This window comes from Streptomyces sp. SirexAA-E (genome assembly GCF_000177195.2).
Taxonomy (GTDB): domain Bacteria; phylum Actinomycetota; class Actinomycetes; order Streptomycetales; family Streptomycetaceae; genus Streptomyces; species Streptomyces flavovirens.
This window is the reverse complement of the sequence record NC_015953.1, coordinates 3,649,114-3,666,439: the sequence shown is the minus strand read 5'-3', so window position 1 is coordinate 3,666,439 and position 17,326 is coordinate 3,649,114. Positions and strand designations below refer to the sequence as shown.

The following is a 17,326-nucleotide window of genomic DNA, read 5'->3' as shown; positions in this document are numbered from 1 at the left end:
CCTCCGGGTGGGGCCCCTTCTCGTTCAGCGCAGTGCCTGGAGCACCGTGCCCGCGCTCCACGCCTCCAGCAGCCCGCGATGGACGGCGGTGACACCGGCCTGCGCCGCGACGTCGTGCGCCTCGCGGGAGAGGGGGCGGGTCGCCACGTACACGGCCACGTCGGCCCGGTGAAGTGCCTTGGTCCCGACGAACTCCCGCATCTCGCCATCCCCCACCGCCCGGTGCGGCGTGCGGTTCCCGCACCGGGCGACCAGGCCGCGCCCGTCGGCGGTGCGGGCGGTGAGGGTGGCGTCCCTGTCGCCGCCGCTGTCGATCTCCACGTCCGTGCAGCCGTCGCGGCGCAGCGGCTCCGCCACGTGCTGCGCGAACTCCCGGCCCGTCATGGCGTCCGTCGAGGCCGTGGACCTGGCCGGGGGCCGTGATCCGGTCAGTGGCCGTCGCGCGCGGGCGCGCTCCAGCCGGTGCGGCTTCTGCTCGTGCTGGGCGAGCTTGCGTTGTGCGCGGTGGATGTCCTCACGGGCCGGGAGGAGGCCCCTGCGCTGTTCGCCCGCGCTTTCGATCAGGGCGTTCAACAGGGGCACGACGGTCGTGCCGAGGATGTGCGTGACGCGTTGGTCGATGCGGTTGTCGAGACCTGCGGCAAGGGCGGCGAGCAGGTCGGCGGGGAGGTTGTGGACAGAGTTGTCCACAGGCCGGTTCCGGGCCGTGTACTCCGTGTCGAGCAGGTAGGCACGCACCTGACGTGCGACGTTGCTGTCGCGGAGGAGCATGGCGACGTTGAGGACGGTGCGTCGGGAGAAGAGTGCGAGCGACGCTGTGTGCGTACGGATCCCACTGAGTTGCTTGAAGTAACTCAGTTCCGGGCCGGTGAGAACGCGGTAGCCGTTGCCTTCGAGTTCCTCGCGGTGGTCGAACACGACGGCCCTGATGACGGTCTCCGCCACTTCGAAGTAGGTCGCGACCATCGACGTCGTCACGTGCATGCCGTCAGGAAGAAGAGACAAGGGTTTGATCGTGTCGATGACGTGCGTACGGTCCACTACGTCATCGCGAAGCGACCTCGACTCCAGCAGTGCGGCTTCGTTGATCATGCTCATGGCCTCTCGCGTCACGGATGCGACCGGTTCGATATCCGGTTTCAGCTGTTCAACGAGTCAGCCCATATGAAGACACAACCAATGGGCTGGGCACAGCGAAGGGCCCCGGTCACTGTCCAGGTGACCGGGGCCCTGTGCGGAGGCGAGACGCCTGGTGGTCAGTCCCGTGATCCGGACTGGCCGCCGAAGAAGTTGCCGTTGCCGCCCGGCATCGTCTGCACGTTGACCGTGCTGTTCTTGTCGACCATCTGGCCTGCCTGCGGCTGGAATCCGAGGACCCTGGCGTTGTCCTCGTCCACGCCCTGGACGCTGATCTGCAGCCCGGCCTGAGCCAGGGCGGCCTTGGCCTCGGCGAGCGTCTTGTTGGACAGATCGGGGACAGCCACCTGCTCCGGCTGGGGGGGTCCCTTGGAGACCTTCAGGACGATCTGGACGTCCTTGGCCTGCTTGCTGGGGCCCTCCGGGGTCTGGCCGACGACCGTGCCCGCCGGCTGGTCGGCGTCGACTTCCTGCTTCGAGATGTTGCTGAAGCCGATGCCGTTGAGCTGGGACACCGCCTCGTCGTACGTGCGGTTGAGCACCGGAAGGTCCAGCAGCTTCTCCTTGGCCACGGTGATCGTGACCTCGGACTCCCGCTCGGCCTTGTCGCCGGGCTCCGGGGACTGCTTGGTCACCGTGTCGGGGGTGCTGTCGGACTCGACCGACTCCACCTTCACGGTGAAGCCCTTGTCCTCCAGGATCTTCTGGGCGCTCTCCTGGGACTTCTCCAGGACGTCCGGTACCTCGACCTTGGGCGCTCCGGTGGAGACGACGACGGTGACGGTGTCGCCCTTCTTCATCGTGGCGTCCGCGGCCGGATCCTGGCTGCAGATCTTGCCCTCGGCCTGGTTCTCGCACTCCTCCTTGGCGCCGACCTTCAGGGTGACGCCGGAGTTGTCCGCGAAGTTCTGCGCCTCGTCGACCGTGTAGCCGACCACCTTCGGCGCCGGGATCTCGTCGCTGCCGCTGTCGCTGGTGAAGACCGTGCGGCCGATCAGGATGGCCCCGATCAGCACCAGGACGCCCGCGACGACCAGCAGGATCGTCGAGGTGTTGCTCTTCTTCTGCTGACGTCGGCGGCCGCCGCGGTCGTCGTAGCCGCCGTCGTCCGGGTTGATCGGAGGAAGCATCGAGGTCGGGGCGCCGCCCGGGTCCGTCGGCCGCAGGGCCTGCGTGGGCTGGTCGTTGCCGTAGCCGTCGTACCCGCCGTAGCCCGCCGCGCCCATCGCCGCCGCGGCGGCGACCGGCTGGCCGTCGAGGCAGGCCTCGATGTCGGCGCGCATCTCGTCGGCCGACTGGTAGCGGTAGTCGGGGTCCTTGGTGAGCGCCTTCAGCACGATCGCGTCCATGGCGGGCGTGATCTCGGGGTCGAAGGTGCTCGGCGGCTGCGGCTCCTCGCGCACGTGCTGATAGGCGACCGCGACGGGCGAGTCCCCGACGAACGGGGGCCGCACCGCGAGGAGTTCGTAGAGCAGACAGCCGGTGGAGTACAGGTCGGAACGTGCGTCGACCTGCTCGCCCTTGGCCTGCTCCGGGGAGAGGTACTGGGCGGTGCCGATGACGGCCGCGGTCTGGGTCATCGTCATGCCGGAGTCGCCCATGGCGCGGGCGATGCCGAAGTCCATGACCTTGACCTGGCCGGTGCGCGTCAGCATGACGTTCGCCGGCTTGATGTCGCGGTGGACGATCCCGGCGCGGTGCGAGTACTCCAGCGCCTGGAGGATCCCGACCGTCATCTCCAGGGTGCGCTCCGGCAGCAGCCGGCGACCCGAGTGCAGGAGCTCTCTGAGCGTGGAGCCGTCGACGTACTCCATCACGATGTACGGGATGGACACGCCGTCGACGTAGTCCTCGCCGGTGTCGTAGACGGCGACGATCGCCGGGTGGTTGAGCGAGGCGGCCGACTGGGCCTCCCGGCGGAACCGGGCCTGGAAGGACGGATCGCGGGCGAGATCCGCCCGCAGCGTCTTCACGGCGACGGTGCGGCCGAGCCGGGTGTCGTGGGCGAGGTAGACCTCGGCCATGCCACCACGGCCGAGCACCGAGCCCAGCTCGTACCGGCCGCCGAGGCGACGCGGCTCTTCCATAACTGATCCAGCCCTCTCCGTCAGTCCCGACCGCACCCGTGTGTGGTCCGGCGGTGCGCTGTTCGCGCTTACGCTACCGGGCTAGCCCGGAGTGATCGCCCCGCACCCGTCAGCTGATATCCGACCGGTATCCCAATGTGCTGGAGCGGACAGAAGTTGTGACGGGTGTCACTTCTTTCCGTCGAGTACGGCCTTCATCACTTTCTTCGCGATCGGCGCTGCCAGACCGCCTCCGGAGATGTCGTCCCGGTTGGCCTCGCCGTCCTCGACGACCACGGCGACGGCGACCGGGGAGCCGCTGTCGGTCTTGGCGTACGAGATGAACCAGGCGTACGGCTTCTCGCTGTTGTCGAGGCCGTGCTGCGCGGTTCCGGTCTTGCCACCGACAGTGACGCCGTCGATCTGCGCGCTGGTTCCCGTGCCCTCCTCGACGACGGTCTCCATCATCTGCTGGACCTTCTGGGCGTTCTCCGCAGAGAGGGGCTGGCTGAGCTGCTCCTTGTCGTGCGTGTAGATGACGTCCAGGTTCGGTGCCTGCCGTTCGGCGACCATGTACGGCTGCATGAGCTTGCCGTCGTTGGCGATCGCCGAGGCCACCATGGCCATCTGGAGCGGGGTGGCACGGTTGGACGCCTGGCCGATGCCCGCCATGGCGTTCTGGGGCTTGTTGTCCTCGGGGTAGACGCTGGCGTCGGCCCGGACCGGCGTGAAGACCTCTTTGTTGAAGCCGAACTTGTCGGCCTGCTCGATCATCTTGTCGTTGCCGAGGTCGTCGCTCATCTTGCCGAAGACCGTGTTGCAGGAATAGCGCAGGGCCTCCCGGAGCGAGGCGTTCTCGCACGGGATGGAGCCCTCGTTCTGCAGCAGGTTGGTCGACTGCGGGAGCCGCCAGGGCAGCGGGGACTCCGTCTTGGCGTCGATGTCGGTGTAGAGGCCGTTCTCCAGCGCCGCCGCGGCCGTGACGACCTTGAACGTCGAGCCCGGCGGGTAGGTCTCCCGCAGGGCCCGGTTCAGCATGGGCTTGTCCTTGTCCTCCAGGAGCTTCTGCCGGGCGTCCGCGTCCTTGAGGGAGTTGCCCGCGAAGACGGAGGGGTCGTACGAGGGGGTGCTGGCCAGCGCCAGGATCGCGCCGGTCTGCGGGTCGAGCGCGGCGACGGCGCCCTTCTTGTTCCCGAGCCCCTGGAAGGCGGCCCGCTGGGCGGCGCCGTCGAGGGTGGTGACGATGTTCCCGCCGGTCTGCTTCTCACCCGTGAACATCGACAGCGTCCGGTCGAAGAACAGCTGGTCGCTGTTGCCGGTGAGGATGCCGTCCTCGAGGTTCTCCAGCTGCGAGGAGTCGAAGGCCTGCGAGGAGTAGCCGGTGACGGGCGCCCACATGGCGCCGTCCTTCCAGACCCGCTTGTACTTGAAGTCGCTGCCCGTGGTCTCGACGGACCCGGTGATCGGTTCGCCGTCGACGATGATGTCGCCGCGCTCGTGGGCGTACCGCTCGATCTGAACGCGGCGGTTGTGCTCGTTGGTGTTCAGTTCGTCGGCACGCACGTACTGGAGGTAGTTGGTGCGGACGAGCAGCGCGAGGACGAGGACCCCGCAGAACATCGCGATTCGGCGGAGCGGCTTGTTCACGGCCTGACCACCTGGGTCATCTCGGAGTCGGGGGAAGGCGCGGGGGCCGGGGCGGGACGACGTGCGGTGTCGCTGATTCTGATCAGGATGCCGATCAGGGCCCAGTTGGAGATGACGGACGAACCACCGGCCGCGAGGAACGGCATGGTCATACCGGTCAGCGGGATGAGCCCCATGACACCGCCGGCGACGACGAAGACCTGGATGGCGAAGGAGCCGGAGAGGCCGATCGCCAGCAGCTTGCCGAACGGGTCGCGGGCGGCGAGGGCGGTACGGACACCGCGCTCGACGATCAGGCCGTAGACGAGCAGGACGGCCATCATGCCCGCCAGACCGAGCTCCTCGCCGACGGTGGCGAGGATGAAGTCGGAGTTGGCGGCGAAGCCGATGAGGTCGGAGTTGCCCTGGCCGAGGCCGGTGCCGAGGGTCCCGCCGGAACCGAAGGCCATCAGGGACTTGGCCATCTGCTCACTGGCGTCGATCTTGCCCCATCCCGCGAACGGGTCGAGCCAGGCGGTCACACGGTCCTGGACGTGCGGTTCGAACGTGGCGACCCCGACGGCCCCTGCCGCGGACATCAGCAGACCGAAGACGATCCAGCTGGTGCGCTCGGTGGCGACGTACAGCATGACGACGAACATGCCGAAGAACAGCAGGGACGAGCCGAGGTCGGTCTCGAAGACCAGGATGAGGATCGAGAACGCCCAGACCATGAGGATCGGACCGAGGTCGCGGCCACGGGGCAGGTAGAGCCCCATGAAGCGACGGCTGGCCAGGGCCAGCGCGTCGCGTTTGACCATGAGGTAGCCGGCGAAGAACACCGCGATGATGATCTTGGCGAACTCTCCCGGCTGGAGCGTGCCGACGCCCGGGATGCTGATCCAGATCTTGGCGCCGTTCACCGCGGGGAAGAACATCGGAAGGATGAGGAGGACGAGCGCCACCAGCATGGAGATGTAGGTGTAGCGCTGCAGGATGCGGTGGTCCTTGAGGAGGATCAGGACGACGACCATGAAGGCCACACCCACAGCTGAGAACATCAGCTGCTTGGAGGCCGCAGCCACGAAGTCCCGGGTCGCCTGGAACCGTTCCGACTGGTCCAGCCGCCAGATGATGGCCAGCCCCAGCCCGTTCAGCAGGGTCGCCAGTGGCAGCAGCAGCGGGTCCGCGTACGGGGCGAACCGCCGTACCGCGAGGTGGGCCACACCGCCGAGGAGTGCGAGGCCCAGCCCGTATCCGAGCATGCCGGCGGGCAGTTCGCCGTTGAGGGCGAGGCCCACGTTGGCGTAGGCGAACACCGAGATGAGTACGGCGAAGGCGACCAGCGCCAGCTCGGTGTTGCGGCGGCTCGGTGCGTCGATCGCGCCGATGGTGGTCGTGTTGGTGACAACGCTCATGGTGCTGAAGGCCCCCTACGGCTTACTGCTTACCGCACTGCGGGACCAGCTTCTTCTCTTCCTCCGAGAGGCTGGGGCCGGGAGTGGGGGTCGCGGTCTTCTTGTTCCCCTCGGCGGGGGGCTTGGCGGACGTGCTGTCGGTGGCCTCGTCCCGGTCCTTGGCGGCTTCCGCCTCGGCCGCGCGGCGCTGGGCGTCCTTCTTGCAGGCGGACGCCTGTACCTCGAGTTCACCGACCTTCTTGCGGGCGTCGGTGAGGTTGCCCTCGGCGATGGTCGCCTCGACCTGCTTGCGCTGGTAGGGCGGGAGGTACTTCAGTTCGATCTCGGTGCTCTCCTCGACCTTCGAGAGGTCGACCCAGGCGAGATCCTGGCTGATCCCGCGGAAGAGCGCGACGTTGTCCTTCTCGACACCGACGTAGAACTGGGTCTGTGTCCAGCGGTAGCCGCCGTAGACGCCACCGCCGATGACGGCCAGCGCCAGCACGATGTAGATCGAGCGCTTCAGCCACCTGCGGCCGCCGCGCGGCTTCACGAAGTCGTCGTCGGTGTACGAGTCGAAGGCGCTGTCCGGCCCGGACCCGTAGCCGAGGTCGTCGCCGCTGCCGGGCGGGCCGAAGCCCCCGGCGGGCGGCGGGACGGTCCGGCCGAGACCGGCCGCGCGTCCGGCGGGTGTCTCCATGGCCCCGCCGTCGGCGAGCTGCGCGGCCTGGTTCTCGGCGACGGCTCCCACGACGACCGGGGTGTCGTTGAGCTGCCCGGCCAGGGTGTCACCGCTGTCGACGTCCAGGACGTCGGCGACGATGCACGTGATGTTGTCGGGGCCGCCGCCGCGCAGGGCGAGCTGGATGAGGTCCTGGATGGTCTCCTGCGGGCCCTGGTAGCTCGCCAGGGTCTCTTCCATCGTCTGGTGCGAGACGACGCCGGAGAGCCCGTCGGAGCAGATCAGGTAGCGGTCGCCGGCGCGGACCTCCCGGACGGAGAGGTCCGGCTCCACGTGGTCGCCACTGCCCAGCGCGCGCATCAGCAGCGAGCGCTGCGGGTGGGTGGTGGCCTCCTCCTCGGTGATCCGGCCCTCGTCGACGAGACGCTGCACCCAGGTGTGGTCCTGGGTGATCTGCGTCAGCACACCGTCGCGCAGCAGGTACGCACGGGAGTCGCCGACGTGCACGAGGCCGAGGCGCTGACCGGTCCAGAGCAGGGCGGTGAGCGTGGTGCCCATGCCCTCCAGCTGGGGGTCCTCCTCGACCATGACGCGCAGCTGGTCGTTGGCCCGCTGGACCGCCGTGCCGAGCGAGGTGAGGATGTCGGAGCCCGGTACGTCGTCGTCGAGCTGGACGAGAGTGGAGATCACCTCGGAGCTCGCGACCTCGCCGGCCGCCTGGCCGCCCATGCCGTCGGCGATGGCCAGGAGGCGGGGGCCGGCGTAACCGGAGTCCTCGTTGCCCTCCCGGATCATGCCCTTGTGCGATCCGGCGGCGAAGCGCAGCGACAAGCTCATGCGCACCTCGCCCGTCGGCTCGGGGTACAGCCGGTCTCGAGCCACACTGCCCACCCTCCGGTCGGGAGCCGGACGGGGTCCAGGGTCAGGACCGCCGCGGCTCGCTCGCTCCGCTCGCTCATTGTCGTACTACTTCCGCAGCTCGATGACGGTCTTGCCGATGCGGATCGGCGCGCCCAGCGGAACAGGTGTCGGGGTGGTGAGCCGGGTCCGGTCGAGATAGGTGCCGTTGGTGGACCCGAGATCCTCGACGATCCACTGGCCGTCACGGTCCGGGTAGATCCTGGCATGCCGGCTGGACGCGTAGTCGTCGTCCAGCACGATGGTCGAGTCGTGCGCCCGGCCCAGGGTGATGGTCTGCCCCTGGAGCGCGACCGTGGTGCCGGTGAGGGTCCCCTCGGAGACGACCAGCTTGGTGGGCGCCCCGCGCCGCTGGCGCCCGGACTGCTGGCGCTGCTGGGGTGGTGCCGCCGCCTGTTGCTGGCGGGCTTGCTGCGGGCGCGCGTCGTTGGCAGTGCGGCGTGAGCCGCGCTGCGTGACGCGCGTTCCGAACAGGTCACTGCGAATGACCTGGACGGCCACGATCACGAATAGCCACAGAACAGCCAGGAAACCTAGCCGCATGACCGTCAGGGTCAGCTCTGACATTGCCCCCGCTTCACCCTTCGGCTTGCCGGTAAACGATGGTGGTGCTGCCCACGACGATCCGCGAGCCGTCGCGGAGCGTAGCGCGGGTGGTGTGCTGCCCGTCCACCACGATGCCGTTGGTGGACCCGAGATCCTGGATCGTCGAGGGCGTTCCGGTCCGGATCTCACAGTGCCGGCGCGATACGCCGGGGTCGTCGATCCGCACGTCGGCGTCGGTGCTTCGTCCCATCACCAACGTCGGGCGGGAGATCTGATGGCGGGTGCCGTTGATCTCGATCCAGCGCCGCACCTGGGCGTCCGGCACAGGTGCGGACGCCGGCTGCGCGCGCCAGTCGCCGCCGGCCGGGGTCCCCGGACGCCCGCCCGGCGGCGGTGCCGCGGGCATGGGTGGAGGGGCGGTCGGCGGATAGCCGTAACCGCCCGGGCCCTGCGGGCTGGCGGGCGGATCGGGCTGGGCGTAGGGGGCGGGGCCTGTCGGCCGGCCCGGCTGCTGCGACGTACTCGACGCCAGGGTCCGGCTGCGTACGCGGTAGAGACCCGTGTCGAGGTCGTCCGCCTTCTCCAGGTGGACCTTGATCGGTCCCATGAAGGTGTACCGCTGCTGCTTGGCGTAGTCCCTGACGAGACCGGACAGTTCGTCCCCGAGCTGGCCGGAGTACGGGCTGAGGCGTTCGTAGTCGGGCGTGCTCAGTTCGACGATGAAGTCGTTGGGCACGACGGTCCGCTCGCGGTTCCAGATCGTGGCGTTGTTGTCGCACTCGCGCTGGAGAGCGCCCGCGATCTCGACCGGCTGCACCTCGGACTTGAAGACCTTGGCGAAGGTGCCGTTGACCAGACCTTCGAGACGCTGCTCGAAACGCTTCATGACTCCCATGGGGCACCTCCTCCGGTGTCGTCGTCCCTGTACTGCTTACTGATCGTATCCACGCGTCGGGAAATCGGCTGGTTCCCCTTGTCCGCAGGGTGGATGAGTGTCACCTCTCACACGGATCGTAGAGGTGGCCTCCTGCCAGTGTCCCGCACTCGGGGCGCACTCAGAAGGAGTGGGGGCGGGCTCCCAGGGTTCCCGCTTCCCCTCGTGGGTCCACGGAAACAACGGATGTGAATCCACCCCCGCCGACGTGCTAATCTTCCGGATGTCGCCAGGGGATCGCACCACACGGTGGGAGACCCGGGAAACACCACTCTTGCGCGAGTGGCGGAACGGCAGACGCGCTGGCTTCAGGTGCCAGTGTCCTTAGGGACGTGGGGGTTCAAATCCCCCCTCGCGCACAGCAGGGCACCGATGAGGTGTCCGGTAGACGAAGAGGGCCCACCGTGAAAACGGTGGGCCCTCTTCGTCATGTCCGGGCGTGGCGGACACGGGCGGGTGTGACGGTCGTTACATGGTTCGGATGTCGGCGGGCGAGGGCGCGGCGGTTGTCCGGTGTGCACCGGTCCGGGTGAAACGGCCGCGCAGGGCGGTGTGTTGACGTCTGGGACGCGTTCCCGGGCCGGTGTGCCTGTGGCGCGGGAACGGCGGTTCGACTCCGTGGGGCCGGCCGACCCACGGCCCGGTGGAACGGCTCCGTGGGTCGGCCGACTTCGGGCCCGGCGGTCAGTCCCGTAGCCCGGCCGACTCCACGGCCCGGCGGCGGAGGGCGAGTGCGGCCGGGACGACGGCCGCGATCACGGCGACCACCGCGCAGACGACCACGGCCATGCCGACGACGGCCCAGGGAAGGACGATCGTGGCGCGCACCGACAGCAGGTTCAGGGCGGCCCACATGCCCGCCAGGTTGGTTCCGGCGACCAGGACGCCCAGGACCGTGCCGACAGCCACGACCGTGAGGGCTTCGGCGCCCACCAGTCGCAGCACCTGGGGCCGGGTGGCCCCGGCCAGCCGCAGCACCGCCAGGTCGCGGACCCGGTCGGAGGTCGCCATGACCATGGTGTTGGCCAGGGAGATACCGGTGTACAGCAGCGCGATACCGAGGACCAGCAGGAGGCCGAGGCGGGTGGTGCGGTTCGTCTCCGGGTGGGTGGCGCGGATCCACGCGTCCCGGGTGAGGACCTGCCCGCCGGTGCCCCCCACCGCGGCACGGAGTCCGGCGGCCACCGCTGCGCGGTCGGCACCGGTGGCGAGGGCGACGTCGACGCGGTCGGTGCTCGCTCCCGGGGCGTTGCGCGGGGTGACGTAGGCGCCGTTGCCGCCGGTGCCGGTGGTCATCACGGCGGCGATCCGCAGTGTCTTCTCCGTCCCGTCGCCGAGCCACACCCGCACCGACTGCCCCACGGTGTGCCGCTCCCACTCCTCGTTGACGATGATCGAGCCGTCGTCCAGGTCGCTCGTCCTCCCGGCCGTGAGCGGCAGCCGGGTGGTGGCCGTGAGCGCCCCGGGGGCGACGGCACGCGCCTCGGACCGGACGAGTGCCACGCCTTCCTCCAGGACGTGGACGGCGCTGGAGGACGTCGCCGCCACCTCGGCGCCGGGCACCTCACGCAGTCTGCGCAGGGTGTCCGGGGCGAAGCCCGTCGCGGACACCGGTGTGACGACGAAGGCCGCGGTGGTCCGGTCGCGGATCTCCGCGGCCTTCGCCTCGTCCAGCGTGGCGGTGGCGCCCAGCAGCGAGCCCGCGAGGGCGACCGTGACCAGGACGGGAGCCGCGACGGCGGCGGAGCGGCGCACCCCGGCGGCCGCGTTCTCCCGGACCAGCATTCCTCCCGCGCCGGGGAGTTGGGCCGGGAGCCAGGCGATCATCCGGGTCAGCGGACGCACCACGACCGGGGCGAGCAGCGCGGTGGCGGTGACGAGCAGCATCGGACGGCTCACGTAGGTCTTGCGGTGCAGCAGGTCGCCGGGGTCGCCGTACAGGGCCAGGCCCGAGGTCACGGCCGCGGTGAGGAGCAGGGCCACCCCGGCGAGCCGGCGGCCCCACGGAAGGGTCCTGGTGTCCACGGAGGCCTCGCGCTGCGCTTCGGTGGGTCCTGTCCGCCCGGCCCGCCAGGAGGCGGCGAGGACACCGCACAGGGAGACGAGCAGGCCGGCCCAGAAGGCCAGGTGGTACGGCCAGGTCGCGGAGCCGATGGCGAACCATCGGGGCCCGAGGCCGTTGTCGGCCACCCAGCCGGCCAGCCACGGCGCGGCGTAGGAACCGAGGACGCAGCCGGCGGCCGAGGCGAGCACGCCGACCAGGAGGGCCTCGGCGGCCACCATGCGGCGGATCTGCCCGGGGGTCGCCCCGGCCGTACGCAGCAGCCCGAACTCGCGGCGCCGCTGGGCGACCGCGAACGCGAAGGTGGACGCCACCACGAAGACCGACACGAAGGCGGTGACACCCCCGGCCGTGCCGAAGAGGGCGTTCATCGCGGTGAGCGCCTTGCTGTCCCGGTCGGGGTCGGTGTCGGCCGAGCGGCGCATCGCGCCGGTGAGGACCTGGACGCCGTCGTCGCCCCGTACGGCCTCGCGTACGGCCGCCGCGTCGGCGTCCACCACGAGCTGGGTGCTCGTCGGCGCCAGTTCGGCGGCTCGGGCGTCGGTGTAGAAGACGGCCTGCTCGAATCCGCGTGAGGGGGTGGTGCCGACGACGCGCACGGTGCCGTCCCCGGTCCTCAGTTCGTCGCCCGGTTCGGCCCGGTCGCCGGTGACGACGACCTCGTCGGCCGCGCGGGGGGCACGGCCCGCCCCGATCGCGTACGGGGCGAAGGCGGCAGTGGACCAGGGGTGGCCCACCAGGTCGCCGGGCGCCCCCTGGGCCCGTACGGCGAAGGTCCGGTCCTCGACGACGGGGCCGAGTCCTCGGAGCCGGCGGACCGTCTCGGCGGGCACGGGGCGGGGGTGTGCGAGCCGCTGCACGCGGTCGCCGACGGCGGTGGGGACGCGCAGCGTGTCGGCGCCCTTGACCACGACGGACGCGGCGGCGAACCGTTCGGGCGCACGCTCGGGCGCGTCGAGCGACGAGGCGAGGGCCAGGCCCATCACGCTGAGCAGTGCCACGCCCAGCGTGAGCGCGACGAAGCTGCCGACGAAGGTGACCCAGCGGGTCCGCAGGGTGCGCAGGGCGACGCTCAGCACGACACGGCCTCCAGTCCGGTCAGGCGTGCCGCGATCGCGTCGGCGCCCGCTCCGACGAGCTCGCCGTTGACCCGGCCGTCGACGAGGAAGACCACGCGGTCGGCGTACGAGGCGGCCACCGGGTCGTGCGTGACCATGATGATCGTCCGGTTCTCGCGGTCGACCATCCCGCGCAGCAGCGAGAGCACCTCACGGCTGGTCCGTGAGTCGAGGGCGCCGGTCGGCTCGTCGGCGAAGAGCACCTCGGGGCGGGTGATCAGGGCGCGGGCCAGGGCCACGCGCTGCTGCTGGCCGCCGGACAGCTCCGTCGGCCGGTGCCCGGTCCGTGTGCCGAGCCCGACCTGCTGGAGCACCTCCCGCACCCGGGCTCGGGAGACGCGCCGGCCTGCGAGGCGCAGCGGCAGCGCCACGTTCTGCTCGGCTGTCAGCGACGGCAGCAGGTTGAAGGCCTGGAAGACGAAGCCGACGCGGTCACGGCGCAGCAGGGTCAGCCGGGTCTCGCTCAGCTTCGTCAGATCGGTGCCGCCCACGACGACGGCTCCGGAGGTGGGCCGGTCGAGTCCGGCGGCGCACTGCAACAGGGTCGACTTGCCGGAACCGGAAGGCCCCATGACCGCGGTGAACGTGCTCCGGGGAAAGGACAGCGAGACCTTGTCCAGGGCCGTCACGGCGCTGTCGCCCGTACCGTGCCGTCGGCTGACGGAGCGCAGCAGGACCGCGTCGTCGTGCATCCGCCCCCACCCGTCCGGTTCCAGCTCCCGGGATGCGCCGTTCCTGTGTGCGTCCTGCGCGGGACGGTCCGTCATCGGAGCGCCACCACCTCTCGTTTCTCGGTGGCTTCACGACATCGCGAAGGGGGGCTCCGGCGCAGTCCGGCAGGGTCTAGACCTTGGGTAGGGCCAGGCATACCCACGGCTTTCCGGCCGGACGGATGTGCGGCCCGCCCAAGGGGGCGGGGTAGTGCCTGCCCTACCCGTGGTGTGGTCCCAGGGCCCATGGCCCGCTCCCGAGCCGCCTTCTACGGTGGCGGCATGCACCCCCGATCTACGTGGCAGGCCATGGCACGGCCCGGCTTCCTGCTGTCCTCGTGGCCCTGGCGCTCGGCCGCCTATCTGCTCACCGGCGCGGTGAGCGGCGTCGTCGTCCTGGTGGGGATCGTGACCGCGGCCGTGTGCGGCGGTGTGCTCGCCCTGGTGCTGGTGGGGCTGCCGCTGCTCGTTCTCACGGCGCTCTCGGGCCTCCCGGTGGCCTGGGCGGAGCGGCACAGGCTGCGCCTGGTCGACCGGGCCCCGGCCCGCGGGCAGCACCGGAAGCCCGCCGCCGAGGGGCTGTGGGCCTGGCTCACGACACGGTTGAGGGAGCAGGCGACCTGGCGGGAGCTGGGTTACGCGGTGCTGTTCGCGGGCCTGTTGTGGCCGGTCGACGCGATCGTGGTGACCGTGGCCCTGCTCTTCCCGCTGGCCATGGCCACCACCCCGCTCTGGCTGGCCACGACAGGTGGCGGCGAGGAGGTGAAGGTGCTCAAGCTGTGGACGGTCACCACCTGGCCGGGCGCCTTCGGATTCGTGGTGCTCGGCACCGCGTTCCTGGGCCTGGGCGCCTATGTCCTGGGCGTCGCGGCGGGCGCCAGGGCCGAGCTGACCCGGCTTCTGATCGCCCCACGAGACGCCGACATGGGGGCCACGGTGGTGGAACTGACGCGCTCACGGGTGCGGTTGGTGGACGCTTTCGAGGCGGAACGGCGACGCATCGAGCGCGATCTGCACGACGGGGCCCAACAGCGGCTCGTCGCCCTGACGATGGCCCTCGGACTGGCCCGACTGGACGCGCCCGAGGGGCCGCTCGCCCAGCAGCTCGCCAAAGCCCACGACGAGGCGGGCAAGGCACTGTCGGAGCTGCGGGAACTGATCCGAGGTATCCACCCCAAGGTGCTCGCGGACTACGGACTGGCGGCAGCTGTGGCCGATGCCGCTGACCGTTCGGCTGTCCCTGTGGACATGGACCTCGAACTTCCGGGCCGCTTCTCCCAGTCCGTGGAGGCCGCCGGGTACTTCGTGGTGTGTGAGGCGCTCGCCAACGTGGGCCGGCACAGCGGGGCGAGCCGTGCGCGGGTGAGCGGCGCCTATCGGGACGGCCGGCTCTCGCTGAAGGTGAGCGACGACGGGCGGGGTGGTGCGGACGCGGCGGCGGGGAGCGGACTGACCGGACTCGCGGACCGGGTCTCGGCCCTTGATGGCAGACTCTCCCTGTCCAGTCCGCCGGGTGGTCCGACCCTGCTGTGTGTGGAGATCCCTTGCGAGTTGACCGAGGCGGCCGAACGCTGCGCGTAGTGCTGGCCGAGGACAGTGTGCTGCTGCGGGAAGGGCTCATCAGTCTGCTCGAACGGCTCGGACACGAGGTGGTCGCGGCCGTCGGGGACGCCCCGGCGCTCGTCGCCGCCGTCGAGGAGCACGACCCGGACATCGTGGTGACGGACGTGCGTATGCCGCCCGGCTTCCAGGACGAGGGCTTGCACGCGGCGGTACGGCTGCGTGAGGGACGACCCGCCCTTCCGGTCCTGGTCCTGAGTCAGTACGTGCAGCGGACCTACGCCTCCGATCTGCTGGACTCCGGCGACGGCACGGGGATCGGTTACCTGCTGAAGGACAGGGTCGGCCAGGTCGAGGAGTTCGTGGACGCCCTGTGCGAGGTGGCGGACGGCGGCACGGTCGTCGACCCGGAGGTGGTGCGTCAGCTGCTGCGCCGCCGCCGCGATCCGCTGGAGCGGCTCACCCCGCGTGAGCGCGAGGTGCTGGCCCTGATCGCGGAAGGCAAGTCGAACGGCGCCATCGCCCGTGATCTGGTGGTGTCCGAGGCGGCCGTGGGCAAGCACATCGGCAGCATCCTGGCCAAGCTGGACCTTCCCCAGGCGGACGAGACCCACCGCAGGGTCCTGGCTGTCCTGGCCTTCCTCCGGGCCTGATCCGCCGTACGACCGCTTCCCGAGCCGCAGCCGTGCGGACGTTTCACGTGAAACGGCGCACAGGCCGACCGCCGTCAGGGCTCGACGATGTCAGGGAGCGGTGTTCTCAGGGTGCGGCGTTCTCAGGGTGCGGTGCCGGTGTCTCCCGCCTCGTTGTAGCGCAAGAGGTACTCCGCGAACCGGGTGAGATCCTCCGAGGCCCATGAGCCGAGGCGCTTCCGATAGGCGGCGCGGCGGCTGGCCTGGGTCGAGGCGAGGGCCTCGGTGCCGCTGGGTGTCGGGTGCAGCACCTGCATGCGGTGGTCGTCCGGGTCCGGATGCCGTTCGACCAGGCCGAGTTTCTCCAGCGCCGCGACCTGCCTGCTGACCGTCGACTTGTCGAGCAGGTAGTGCGCCGCGAGGTCGGTGGCGCGGCAGCCCTGCTGGTGGTCGATGTGCGCGAGCAGTGTGTAGGAGACCAGGGGCAGGTCGGGGTGGAGCCGCGCCGCAGTCGCGCGGGCGCGACGTGCGAAGGCGGTCAGTTCGCGTTGGATCACGTCCATCGACTCTTCGCGTTCCTGGGGAGTACCTGTCACGAGATCACCTTTCCTCAGGCATTAGATGTATGCTACAACTATTAGTGAAGTTGTAAAAGACAACTATGAGAGGACTGCCCGAATGTCCGCAGGTCCGAGTGCGGCCCCCGGTTCGAATGCCGGAGCGCTGCGTCATGTGCTCAGCCATCTCGTCACGCCGCTGCTGATGTGCGTCGGCATGGGGCTCGCCTACCTGGGAGCCTTCCACGCTCCGGAGCCGCACGACCTGAGGGTGGATGTCGTCGGTTCGGGGCCGAGCGCCCAAGTGCTCGCGCAGACCCTGCAGGACAAGGGCGACGGCGCCCTGAGCGTGCGTACGGTGACCGACCGCGACACCGCGGTGGACCACCTGATGACCCAGCAGAGCTACGGGGCATACCTCCCGGGGAAGAGCCCGGAACTGCTGGTGGCGACCGCCTCGTCCGACACCAGCGCCACGGTGGTCCAGAAGGTGTTCACCGAGGTCGCGGCCGGACAGGGTGCGCCGCTCGACGTGACGGACGTGGCGCCGACGGCGGACGGCGACCCGACCGGCCAGGGCCTTTTCTTCCTGATGGTGGCCGTCAGTATCGGCTCCTATGCGTCGGTCGCCGTGATCGGAGGCGCCGGTGCGGTGCTGGCACTGCGGATCCGGGCCGCGCTGGCGATCGGCACCTCGTTCGTGGTGAGCCTGATCGGTGTGGCGTTCGCGGGGCCGGTGTTCGGGCTCGTGGACCACGGACTCGGCGGACTCTGGGCGATGGCGTGGCTGTACTCGGCGGGAATCCTGCTGGTCGGAGTGGGGCTGCACACCTTCCTCAAGCGGTGGACCACGCTCGGAGTGATGGCGCTCTTCGTCATGCTCAACTTCACGAGCTCGGGGGGCATCTTCCGGCCGGAGCTCCAGCCCGGCTTCTTCGGTGCCCTGCACTCCTTCTGGAACGGCGCGGGCTTCGTCGAGGGGCTGCGCAGCCACGTGTACTTCGACGGGTACGGGCTGGGCGGACATGTCCTCGTGCTGGCGCTCTGGTTCGTGGTGGGCCTGGCCGCCGTGGGGGTCGCGGGTCTCGCCGAGGCCAGGCGGCTTCGCACCGCCGCCGTGACGCCCGGGACGACGGCCGACCCGTCGGCCCTGCCGGCGGGCGCTGCTCCGGCGGCCGGGGCCGGGGGCGGTGCCGGTGCCGGTGCCGGTGCTTCCCCGAGGGGTGACGGTGCCGACGAGGAAGAGGAGATGGAGGAGGCGGTCGGGGTCTGAGCACCCGCCGCTTCGGGGGCCGCGCCCCCGGTCATAGGTGTCCACAGGCGTCCCGGCCGGTTGTCCACAGGGGAGGACGGCGGCTGCGGGGCGCCTGTACCGTCGTCG

General features: G+C 70.3%; 13 protein-coding genes and 1 tRNA gene. 4 read left to right on the top strand and 10 right to left on the bottom strand.

Features of this window, described 5'->3' with window-relative positions; genetic code table 11:
* Window positions 1-24 precede the first annotated feature (24 nt).
* The 7 genes from SACTE_RS16285 to SACTE_RS16255 form a co-directional block, all read right to left on the bottom strand.
* Window positions 25-1,005, bottom strand: coding sequence for a restriction endonuclease (locus tag SACTE_RS16285; protein ID WP_226995169.1), 981 nt, complete (start codon window positions 1,003-1,005; stop codon window positions 25-27).
* Window positions 1,006-1,256: 251 nt separating this feature from the next.
* Window positions 1,257-3,224 (bottom strand): Stk1 family PASTA domain-containing Ser/Thr kinase, encoded by a 1,968-nt coding sequence (pknB, locus tag SACTE_RS16280; RefSeq protein WP_014047132.1) that lies wholly within the window; start codon window positions 3,222-3,224, stop codon window positions 1,257-1,259.
* A 168-nt stretch (window positions 3,225-3,392) separates the two neighbouring features.
* Complete coding sequence (locus SACTE_RS16275) at window positions 3,393-4,850, bottom strand: penicillin-binding transpeptidase domain-containing protein (RefSeq protein ID WP_014047131.1); 1,458 nt, start codon at window positions 4,848-4,850, stop codon at window positions 3,393-3,395.
* Entirely contained in the window at window positions 4,847-6,247 is a 1,401-nt protein-coding gene (locus tag SACTE_RS16270) for an FtsW/RodA/SpoVE family cell cycle protein (RefSeq protein ID WP_014047130.1), read from the bottom strand. Before SACTE_RS16270 ends, SACTE_RS16275 begins: the two co-directional genes overlap by 4 nt.
* 22 nt (window positions 6,248-6,269) lie before the next feature.
* Complete coding sequence (locus tag SACTE_RS16265) at window positions 6,270-7,745, bottom strand: Stp1/IreP family PP2C-type Ser/Thr phosphatase (RefSeq protein WP_026358964.1); 1,476 nt, start codon at window positions 7,743-7,745, stop codon at window positions 6,270-6,272.
* A 129-nt stretch (window positions 7,746-7,874) separates the two neighbouring features.
* Window positions 7,875-8,393 carry an FHA domain-containing protein gene (locus SACTE_RS16260; RefSeq protein ID WP_014047128.1) on the bottom strand — a complete coding sequence of 173 codons (519 nt, stop codon included), beginning with the start codon at window positions 8,391-8,393 and terminating at the stop codon, window positions 7,875-7,877.
* 10 nt (window positions 8,394-8,403) lie between these two features.
* A complete protein-coding gene (locus SACTE_RS16255; protein WP_014047127.1) occupies window positions 8,404-9,267 on the bottom strand; it encodes a DUF3662 and FHA domain-containing protein in 864 nt (287 codons plus the stop codon).
* A gap of 315 nt (window positions 9,268-9,582) precedes the next feature.
* Here SACTE_RS16255 and SACTE_RS16250 point away from each other — a divergent pair.
* Window positions 9,583-9,665: transfer RNA gene (locus SACTE_RS16250), tRNA-Leu, on the top strand.
* Between the two features lie 325 nt (window positions 9,666-9,990).
* On the opposite strand, the gene SACTE_RS16245 is transcribed toward SACTE_RS16250, so the two are convergent.
* Window positions 9,991-12,447 carry an ABC transporter permease gene (locus SACTE_RS16245; protein ID WP_014047126.1) on the bottom strand — a complete coding sequence of 819 codons (2,457 nt, stop codon included), beginning with the start codon at window positions 12,445-12,447 and terminating at the stop codon, window positions 9,991-9,993.
* Entirely contained in the window at window positions 12,441-13,178 is a 738-nt protein-coding gene (locus SACTE_RS16240; protein ID WP_026358965.1) for an ABC transporter ATP-binding protein, read from the bottom strand. Before SACTE_RS16240 ends, SACTE_RS16245 begins: the two co-directional genes overlap by 7 nt.
* Window positions 13,179-13,505: 327 nt before the next feature.
* On the opposite strand from SACTE_RS16240, the gene SACTE_RS16235 reads away from it, so the two are divergent.
* Together SACTE_RS16235 and SACTE_RS16230 are read left to right on the top strand one after the other, a co-directional pair.
* Window positions 13,506-14,777, top strand: coding sequence for a sensor histidine kinase (locus tag SACTE_RS16235; protein WP_014047124.1), 1,272 nt, complete (start codon window positions 13,506-13,508; stop codon window positions 14,775-14,777).
* Window positions 14,741-15,409, top strand: coding sequence for a response regulator transcription factor (locus tag SACTE_RS16230; protein WP_078492631.1), 669 nt, complete (start codon window positions 14,741-14,743; stop codon window positions 15,407-15,409). Before SACTE_RS16235 ends, SACTE_RS16230 begins: the two co-directional genes overlap by 37 nt.
* Before the next feature lie 122 nt (window positions 15,410-15,531).
* Here the strand turns inward: SACTE_RS16230 and SACTE_RS16225 are convergent, their stop codons facing one another.
* Complete coding sequence (locus tag SACTE_RS16225; protein WP_014047122.1) at window positions 15,532-15,984, bottom strand: MarR family winged helix-turn-helix transcriptional regulator; 453 nt, start codon at window positions 15,982-15,984, stop codon at window positions 15,532-15,534.
* A gap of 82 nt (window positions 15,985-16,066) precedes the next feature.
* Here SACTE_RS16225 and SACTE_RS16220 point away from each other — a divergent pair, with 82 nt between their 5' ends.
* The gene (locus SACTE_RS16220) at window positions 16,067-17,218 is read left to right on the top strand and encodes a membrane protein (protein WP_014047121.1); all 1,152 of its coding nucleotides are present in this window, start codon (window positions 16,067-16,069) and stop codon (window positions 17,216-17,218) included.
* Window positions 17,219-17,326: the final 108 nt, after the last annotated feature.

Excerpts from the sequence above, each read along its gene's own strand:
- SACTE_RS16240 (WP_026358965.1), bottom strand. The coding sequence starts at position 13,178 with ATGCACGACGACGCGGTCCTGCTGCGCTCCGTCAGCCGACGGCACGGT.
- SACTE_RS16235 (WP_014047124.1), top strand. The coding sequence starts at position 13,506 with ATGGCACGGCCCGGCTTCCTGCTGTCCTCGTGGCCCTGGCGCTCGGCC.
- pknB (WP_014047132.1), bottom strand. The coding sequence starts at position 3,224 with ATGGAAGAGCCGCGTCGCCTCGGCGGCCGGTACGAGCTGGGCTCGGTG.
- SACTE_RS16270 (WP_014047130.1), bottom strand. The coding sequence starts at position 6,247 with ATGAGCGTTGTCACCAACACGACCACCATCGGCGCGATCGACGCACCG.
- SACTE_RS16260 (WP_014047128.1), bottom strand. The coding sequence starts at position 8,393 with ATGTCAGAGCTGACCCTGACGGTCATGCGGCTAGGTTTCCTGGCTGTT.
- SACTE_RS16220 (WP_014047121.1), top strand. The coding sequence starts at position 16,067 with ATGTCCGCAGGTCCGAGTGCGGCCCCCGGTTCGAATGCCGGAGCGCTG.
- SACTE_RS16255 (WP_014047127.1), bottom strand. The coding sequence starts at position 9,267 with ATGGGAGTCATGAAGCGTTTCGAGCAGCGTCTCGAAGGTCTGGTCAAC.
- SACTE_RS16265 (WP_026358964.1), bottom strand. The coding sequence starts at position 7,745 with ATGAGCTTGTCGCTGCGCTTCGCCGCCGGATCGCACAAGGGCATGATC.